This is a genomic window from Microvirga sp. HS2 (assembly GCF_055792805.1).
This window is the reverse complement of record NZ_JBVVAJ010000069.1, coordinates 1-8559: the sequence shown is the minus strand read 5'-3', so window position 1 is coordinate 8559 and position 8559 is coordinate 1. Positions and strand designations below refer to the sequence as shown.

The window sequence follows — 8559 nt, the reverse complement described above, 5'->3', positions numbered from 1 at the left end:
GATCCCCTCGCCTACGGCACCCATTCCTTACGACGGACCAAAGCGTCGATGATCTACCGAAGGACGGGCAATCTCCGGGCCGTCCAGCTTCTGCTCGGCCACACCAAGATCGAGAGCACTGTTTGGTATCTTGGCATCGACGTCGACGATGCTCTTCTGATTGCAGAGCAGGTTGAAATCTAAACGCAGAGGCGGCCCGTTGATGAGCCGCCTCAGACCTCACGCATATCGGGGCAACGCCCAGACTTGAGGCTTAAGCAGCCACGAAACAAACGACCGGCGCGTGCCAGGAGGAGACACTTTCTCGATTGTGGGTGCCAGCGCTCTGGATGAGAGAAGGGGCAGATGAGGTCCCCTTCTCTCATCTGGGTCCATCACTCTACTGTGGTAACCAGCCGGGTGCCCACCGCTTCCAGGATCAGGCGGTGCGCCCGTTCGACAATGTCATCGAGGGAGCGGGTCTTCACGAACATGGTCGAGGCGCGTGCCCAGATTTCGTCCCGCGTTGGAACATGCGGCAGATGCACATGGGCCAGCACCTCGTGTGCCCTGTGCTGGGCGGCGGCGAGCTTCACCCGCAGATCGGTGAGGCTGGGGGTGGTTTCCAGAGCATGGCTCACCTTGGCCGAGATGCTCTCCACGTTGAAGGTCGCCACTACATCGGCGGCCGCCCGGTCGATCACTCGCGATCCGAGCTTCTGCTCGTTTTTCAGAACGGCTTCAGGCGGGCTCTTGAGGTCCCACACCACGCCGATCCACGAGAGCGCCTTGAGAATGTAGAAGGTCGGGTCGATCTCCCACCAGCGGAAGCCCTGGCGCACGCTGGCCTGATAAGCATGATGATTGTTGTGCCACCCCTCGCCCATGGTGAAGAAAGCCAGCAGCCAGTTGTTGCGGGAGTCGTCGCCTGTCACATAGCGCTTCGAGCCGTGCACATGGGCCAGCGAGTTGATGCAGAAGGTGGCATGATAGACCGCCACCGTGCTCCAGAAGAAGCCGACCACGAGGCCTGGCCAGCCAGCGATCAGGAAGGTGATCAAAGCCAGCCCGGCGCCAGGGACCAACTCGTGCTTGTGGAGCCAAATCAGCTCCGGATACTTGGTGAAGTCGCCCACCTTCACGAGATCGACGGTGTCGTGCTGGCGCGTGAAGATCCAGCCCACATGGGCGAAGAGAAAGCCAGTGTGACGCGGCGAATGCACGTCGTGCGCGGTATCCGAGAACAGATGATGGTGCCGGTGCTTGGCGGCCCACCACAGTACGCTCTTCTGAGCGGTGCTTTGGGCCAGGCACGCGAGAATAAACTGGAACACGCGGCTGGTGGCATAGGAACGGTGTGAGAAGTAGCGGTGATACCCGGCGGTGATCCCGAACATCCGCAGCCAATAGAGGCTGATCGCAATGGTGACCGCCTCCCAAGTCACACCGGTCCAGATGGCGGCAAAGCACGCCAGATGAACGAGGATGAAGGGGATCGTTTGGGGATAGACAATGTCGCTATGCTCGTCATGCTTGGGGGCAGGCGTGGAACTCATTCTATTTCCATTGGATGCAAGGTGGCGCTCGGCTTGGCAGTCGGGGAGCAAGCCCGCGCCAGAAGCCGTTTAGCTATAAACTACCGAGTGGAAAAGCTGGGCTTCGTGCGACTTAATAGGCGCGGCCCAAGAGACCAAGGGACTCGTCCAGGAAAGCGGCCAGCCGGCACCCTACTTAGGTGACAGCGTCTGGAATGGGTTATCCGGGGAAACTGCTAACGCCTCAGAAATGTCTGTTGTCCCGTTTGTCAGCAGACATTCGATCTACTTCGCAAATGTGCCAGGAGCGGTCATTCTTGCCGAGGCAGCGAATGGTGCAATGGAACTCCATGCTGCCCTATCCCTGCGCAGAAAGCTCCATGCGCAGCCAGGCCAGATAGTCCTGGATATTGGCCTCGTCCCGTTTGCAGTATGACCATTTCTGGTGCTTCCGCACCGCGATGAAGCCAGCCTGCTTCAGGATGTCCAGGTGCCTGCTGGCCGTGGGCTGCGCGACGGCCAGCGCCTCGGCGATCAGAGTCATGCACACTCCGAACTCTATCGGGTCGGCTGACCATTGATGCCCGAAATGCCTTTCCGGGTCTGCCAGCAGCCGCAGGATCGCCATGCGGACCTCGCTGGCCATCGCCTTGATCTGGATTGATCTGTCCATCGCTCCATCGTATCGTCATTTTGCTAAATGACAATACGAGTCGTGCCGATGCTGGAACTGCCGAACACGTCGATCATTGAGAGCAACGCCATCAGATGGGGCAAGTGCGGGGACGGACCGCCGCTTGTTGCCATTCACGGCACGCCTTTCTCCTCGCAGGTCTGGCGTCGGATCGTGCCGCAACTCGCTGACCGCAGAACCATCTATTTCTTTGACTTGGTCGGCTACGGGCAATCCGAAATGCGACACGGCCAGGACGTGTCTCTGGCCGTGCAGAACAGGGTTCTCGCGGCCCTGTTCCGGGACTGGGGCCTCGAACGCCCCGATGTCCTCGCGCATGATTTCGGCGGGGCCACGGCGCTGCGGGCCTACTATCTGAACGGGCTGCGTTACGCCTCACTAACGATTTTCGATGCCGTTGCCTTGGCCCCTTGGGGGTCACCCTTCGTTCAGCATGTGCGCAGGCACGAGGCTGCATTTTCAGGCATGCCCGATTATATGCACCGCGCCCTCTTGCGGGCATACTTGCAGACCGCGGCTCACAAGCCGTTGTCGGACGAGGCTATGGAGGTCTACAGCGCCCCTTGGCTCGGACCGGTCGGCCAGCCGGCCTTCTATCGGCAGATCGCGCAGATGGACCAGCGGTTTACCGATGAGGTTCAGGGGCTGTATCGCAAGATGGATTGTCCCGTTACGGTCCTCTGGGGCGAAAAGGACGAGTGGATTCCCTTCGAGCAGGGAGTGGCCTTGGCTGAGGCAATCTCGGACCACGCTTGTGTCCCGGTTCCGGGCTCGGGCCATCTTGTTCAGGAAGACCGGCCAGAGGCCATAGTGGCGGCGGTCCTGAAGCTGCTTTCAAGCACCGAGCGACAGTTCCAGTCACCATAACTACTATGTAGCATTAAGCCGACAAAGTCCGCCTTGGGTCCAGGCTGTGTGGAAACGCGTTGATCTGCTAAGCTGCTGTTGATCAGCGGAGGGCGAGATGAAGCGTTTCGTTGAAGGGAAAGACCGCCGGCAGGCCACCCTGCTGCCTGAGTGCCTGGACGACTATGTGGCGCCCGACAATCCCGTGCGCCTCATCGAAGCCTTCGTGGACGAGCTGGATCTAGCCGCCCTCGGCTTTGCCGGGATGATACCAGAGGCAACGGGGCGGCCCGCCTATCACCCCGCGACCCTGCTCAAGATCTACATCTACGGCTATCTCAACCGTATCCCGTCCAGCCGCCGCCTAGAACGCGAGACCCAGCGCAATCTCGAGATGATCTGGCTGACCGGCCGCCTGATGCCCGACTTCAAGACCATCGCCGATTTCCGCCGCGACAACGGCCCGGCCATTCGTGCAGCCTGTGCGCAGTTCATCGGGCTTTGCCGCAAGCTCAACCTGTTCACCCGGACGGTGGTGGCCCTCGACGGCTCCAAGTTCAAGGCGGTCAACAATCGCGACAAGAACTTCACTGTCGCCAAGGTGGCCAAGCGCATCGAGCAGGTGGAGGCCGGCATCGCCCGTTACCTCGCCGCTTTGGATCGCGCCGACCGGCAGGCTGGCGCGGAGACCGAGACACGGGCAACCCGCCTGAAGGAGAAGATCGCGGGCCTGCGCCGGGCGATGCAGTCGCTGAAGCAGATGGAGCAGCAGGTCGAGGCTGCGCCCGACCAGCAGATCTCTCTCACCGATCCGGACGCCCGCTCGATGGCGACCAGCGGCAAGGGCACCGGCATTGTCGGCTACAACGTGCAGATGGCGGTGGAGGCCGAGCACCACCTGATCGTTGCGCACGAGGTGACCAATGTCGGCAACGACCGCACCCAACTGCTGGCAATGGGACGGCAAGCCCGGGCCGTGATGGCGTGTGAGGAACTCACCGTGCTGGCGGATCGAGGCTACTACAACGGCGACGAGGTGCTGGCTTGCGAGGGCTCTGGCGTCCTGCCCTATGTCCCCAAGACCCAGACCTCCGGCAACACCAGCCGCGGCCTGTTTGCCGGGCAGGACTTCGTCTATGACGCCGAGCATGACCACTACACCTGCCCAGCGGGCCAGCATCTGACCAAGGGCAAAGTGCGCTCAGACCGGCGGGATGTCATCGACCACTACCGCAATCTAACGGCGTGCTCGAGTTGCGCCCTCAAGCCTCGGTGCACACCGGACAAGCACAGGCGGGTGAAGCGCTGGCAGCATGAGGCCGTGCTCGACCGAATGCAGGCCCGGCTTGAGCGGATGCCAGAGGCCATGCTCATTCGCCGGCAGACGGTGGAGCATCCGTTCGGGACCATCAAGGCCTGGATGGGCAGCACTCACTTCCTGATGACGACCCTGGAGAAGGTCAAAACCGAGATGAGCCTGCACGTGCTGGCCTACAACCTGAAGCGGATGATCGCCATCCTGGGTGTCGGGCCGCTACTGAAGGCTCTCGAAGCCTGACGCCACACGTCCGCCCATGTGCACCATCGCGGTACCCGCAAAACAGCGCCCGTCATCCGCACACTGGCAGCAGCGTTTTCACACGGCCTCGGTCAATCCAGGAAATTAGCGCGTCGCTGGCAATGTCTGATAATCCCTACTTATCGGACATTGTCGCCAGCTTGGCACATTCGCACACTAAAGCAGCATCTTATTGTTTTGGCGTGTGATGTGATCTGCTGATAGCCGTGTTTAGCCACCGAGCGTACCAACAATGGCCTTCACCTCCTCTTGCAACAGTGGTGAGAGGCCCAACTGATCAAGCTGCCTTGATTGAAGCCAATCCTTTGCCTCTTTCGGATCCATGTCTTTCCGAGCAGCAAGATCATTCAGCTTCATCGCAGTTACCCTGGAAAGTCCCAGCGAGATGAAGCTGATCATGGTCTTGTCAGAGGCTCCAACTTCGAGGAATAGCGGCAGTGCCGGCACATTTGCGGCAAGCTCTTCCATGTGGGCTTCGGTGAGTGCGTAGGAGAGAAGCGTATTGTAGCAGCCGAATAGCCTCACCGCTTGGAAGCGAATTTGGGTTTCAATTACCTCCAGAGTGTCACGAATGACCTTCCGAATGTCGGCAGACGGCTTCCTTCGGATTTGGCCATCAATGATCCTGGGTACCGGGAGGCCCTGCATCCACTTCTGAGCCATCAGAGCATGGAAGCGGTGCAAGTTGCGTGTGGTGTCAATTCCCAGCAGCAGTGAGTGGCACCTTTCCAAAATAACGCTGTAGGAGTTGAAGGCATTTGGCTCACGAGGATGAAGTGGGATGAGGCGCATGGCGCTCTCCTCGCCGCCCTCCTTTAATTCATTGCGTATGGCTTCATAGAGTTTCTGCTGTTTGTGAGCAGAAATATTGGGTGTGCGCCGAACGATTTCGTGTGGGAGCGAGATCATCGACACTGCCGACGCGAGTGCAGCCTGCAGCGCCTCCGCTTCCGGCGAATCCGCATCTAAGCCAGCTCTGGCCAACGTAGTAGGGAGTTGACCACGATGATAGTCAGAATAGAGCCTGCCAAATGCGGACTCAAGGTCTGGGTCGTTGCGTTGAGTTGACGTGAACTTGTCGTCAGTAATGATGCCAATTAGGCGTTCGCTATCAATTGTGATGCTACTCTCGATCGCAGGTACAACTATTGAGTCCCTTGGCCCATCCAACGGCTGTTTCTTCCAATTATGATAATCGATGAGGAAGATATTGCCCTGAAACTCTTTGCGCAGGCGTCCGGCTCGACCTGAGAGATTCCAGAAGTCCGTTGATTCAAGAGGTGAACGCTGTCCTTTCTCCGGTGCGAACATAAAGATGTTCTTAGCTGGCAAGTTGACCCCTTGAAGCAGAGTGCTTGTACAGACAAGATAGTCAACATCTCCTGAAGCTGCCGCTTGTTCCACAGCTCGTCGAACTACTGTAGGCACCTGCGAGTAATGAAAGCCGATACCTCGCTTTATACATTCCGCGAGCACATACTTCTCGTGCACAGCTTCCCTGACTAGATCGGCCAGAGCGAGTTGTTTGGCGGTCGGCTCCCGCGCCTCAAACAACTGAGCTAATTGTAAGGCCACGGCCTCTGACTCGGCTGCACCATTCGCGTAGATGATGTTCGATTGCCCGAGGCCAAGCTTGGCCGGAATATGCACTAATTTTTCCTTGCGGCTGGCAAGTGTATGCCGCACATCCAAAGTGGCGACGTCCATCGGCTCCAGACTCCCGTCGCCAAGGGTTTTGAGGGTAATTCGCCCCTTAGAACCACCCTGAACATCCACGATGATGAAGTTCTGAGCCACTGTCGGCTCTACAGACGGAAACTGCGCCACTTCGGGCATTCCGAAGATGCGACCAAAAACATCAAGGTTTCTGATTAGCGGACTTGCAAAGAGGACCTGAACATCGCGATTGCGCTCGAGCAAATCGTCTATCACCCATTGGAGCAGCACCCCGCGTGATCCATCAGCAATCGAATGCGCTTCATCAATGACGAGGACATCCGCCTTGAAGTTGGGGTGAGCGGCAAGGCACAGCTGCACCCGCTCTTGGGTCATGACATATATTGATCGGGAAGGCAGCTCTGCTTCAGCGTCAAGTGGAACAGTAATGATCTCTGGCGGGCCCTTTTGCGTTGTGGAGAACTGCAACTGAAGAGCAAGATCTTCCGCAACCTGCGCAATCAATGCTCGAGTAGGCACAACATAAACCACCACCTTGGGAGCATTAGCCTGAAACAACGAGTTCAAAAATGCTTGGAGAACGAATGATTTACCAGCGGAGGTCGGCGCAGATATCGCCACACGCTGGCGATCAACTAGACGCCTCCAAAGATCATACTGAAAACCTGTAAGTTGTAGATCCTTGTTGTTAACAGTGACAGTCTGTCTATCAGCGAGCTCCAACTCCTCAGCGGCCAACTCCCATGGAAGAGTGGCAAGGGCCTTGTCTACTTCTGCCCTCGTTCCGATTGCCGGGAAATTCCCGAGCCTAGCGAGCACGACCCGCAGAGCCTGATCAAGTGGATAGCGCGCGGTGCCGAAGAGCTCAAACGCGCAAGTCGCAACTCTAAAAGCGGCTCGCCGGTGCTCCGGATTGTTAGACGTAGCGAGGATCGCCGCAGCTCGCAGTGCCTTGCCACCAACAACATCATCTAGCTTGACTGGTTGGGGTGTCTTTAGCTCTCTCTGCAGCCATGCCAATTCGATTGCTTTTGCTGCTTCATGGAAGCGGTTGTTCGACCAAACCTTCTCAGAGAGATCCTGTATCATTTCTTTGACGCAGCCTTTGGTTTTGTCTTCAAGGCCGATTTCGGCTTCGGCTTGATCACCTTCTTTTTAGACGGTGTTGGGGACTTCCAACCGATTTTGTCTTGGAACAGGTCGCGGAATTCACTCACCGAGGGCAACGGAAAGAAGAATATTTCCATAGTATGTTGCTCAAGGCCGGCTCCTTTGAGCGCGTTAGAGAGGGTTGGCGAAAGTTCTGAAAGCTTCTGGATTGTCATTTGCTCAAAGGCTTTAGGTACTTCGCCCTTATTCAATTTGTTAAGCTTCGCAAACCCATCGAAGTCGAAGCCAATTAGACATGTCGTGACATTTACACGTTGATTGGATTCCTCTTCAAATGGATCTAAGTGTTTGACAATCGCTGCTTTGGCAGCGTCGGTTAGGCCAGAAAGCGCAATATGACGCTCCACCAGCTCCAGCTCGTGAATGAGCTTCTCCTCTGAAAGAGCTTCGGCAATTGACTGAACCGCTGCGCCAATACCTTGTCCGACGTCTGAATAGAGCTTCGATTCGCCCCAAAAGAACTGAAGCTGTTGGGATTTTTCACAATAGCGGACATGGACCCCATCCGCCCCATGGACAGGCATTTCCTTGTTTGTCTTAAGTGCCATTTTGGCTAGGAGCTGAGGTGCATCCAATATCCATTCAGTCAAAAGATAGAGCAAAAGCTCGCCAGCTTCTCCATTCCGGTTAGTCGCCTTCTGAGCCCGTTTGAAGAGCCGTGTTGCCTTTTGTTGGAGCCGGTTGGTTTTTAGTCGAAAGGCTGCGGCTGGGATTTTTCCGTAAAGAGTGTCCACCGCATCTACTTCGGATCGCGGCAAAGCGAACGGCGTAAGATACAGACTGATGAGTTCCACCAGATCTATGACAGTGCACTCGCCATTTCGAAATGCTGGGTAGTGAACCCGAATCGTAACACCATCGCATTCGCATGTTACCGAATGCTGCAAGGTTCTGATCCGAGGAGCGAGTTCCTCATAATCTCTTCGCAACGCGGCGCAAACTAGATCAAGATCAACACTAGTCCTTTGCCACAGGGGAGCTGCGGGATGGTTCGAGGGGGTGTAAACTGAGCGGATCTGAGGGAGGGCTCTCCCATGCTCAAGCGCTATCTTGTCGATCTCACCCGCCGCGAGCGCACT

At 57.1% G+C, this 8559-nt stretch carries 7 protein-coding genes; 3 read left to right on the top strand and 4 right to left on the bottom strand.

The window, feature by feature from the left end; genetic code table 11:
- On the top strand, window positions 1-183 hold a 183-nt coding region (locus ACS5Q0_RS26985), incomplete at its 5' end, for a tyrosine-type recombinase/integrase (RefSeq protein ID WP_473129714.1).
- A gap of 191 nt (window positions 184-374) precedes the next feature.
- Here ACS5Q0_RS26985 and ACS5Q0_RS26980 read toward each other — a convergent pair.
- Both ACS5Q0_RS26980 and ACS5Q0_RS26975 read right to left on the bottom strand, forming a co-directional pair.
- Window positions 375-1535 (bottom strand): acyl-CoA desaturase, encoded by a 1161-nt coding sequence (locus ACS5Q0_RS26980; RefSeq protein WP_473129713.1) that lies wholly within the window; start codon window positions 1533-1535, stop codon window positions 375-377.
- 337 nt (window positions 1536-1872) lie between these two features.
- Complete coding sequence (locus ACS5Q0_RS26975; RefSeq protein ID WP_473129712.1) at window positions 1873-2187, bottom strand: ArsR/SmtB family transcription factor; 315 nt, start codon at window positions 2185-2187, stop codon at window positions 1873-1875.
- Window positions 2188-2235: 48 nt separating this feature from the next.
- Between ACS5Q0_RS26975 and ACS5Q0_RS26970 the strand changes: the two genes are divergently transcribed.
- The gene (locus ACS5Q0_RS26970) at window positions 2236-3075 is read left to right on the top strand and encodes an alpha/beta fold hydrolase (protein WP_473129711.1); all 840 of its coding nucleotides are present in this window, start codon (window positions 2236-2238) and stop codon (window positions 3073-3075) included.
- 97 nt (window positions 3076-3172) lie between these two features.
- Window positions 3173-4612 carry an IS1182 family transposase gene (locus tag ACS5Q0_RS26965; RefSeq protein ID WP_473129710.1) on the top strand — a complete coding sequence of 480 codons (1440 nt, stop codon included), beginning with the start codon at window positions 3173-3175 and terminating at the stop codon, window positions 4610-4612.
- Window positions 4613-4843: 231 nt separating this feature from the next.
- Here ACS5Q0_RS26965 and ACS5Q0_RS26960 read toward each other — a convergent pair whose 3' ends face one another.
- Window positions 4844-7399: a DEAD/DEAH box helicase gene (locus ACS5Q0_RS26960; RefSeq protein WP_473129709.1), complete on the bottom strand. Its 2556-nt coding sequence runs from the start codon at window positions 7397-7399 to the stop codon at window positions 4844-4846.
- A partial coding sequence (locus ACS5Q0_RS26955; RefSeq protein WP_473129708.1) for a HamA C-terminal domain-containing protein occupies window positions 7396-8559 on the bottom strand: 1164 nt, incomplete at its 5' end. The genes ACS5Q0_RS26960 and ACS5Q0_RS26955, both read right to left, overlap by 4 nt.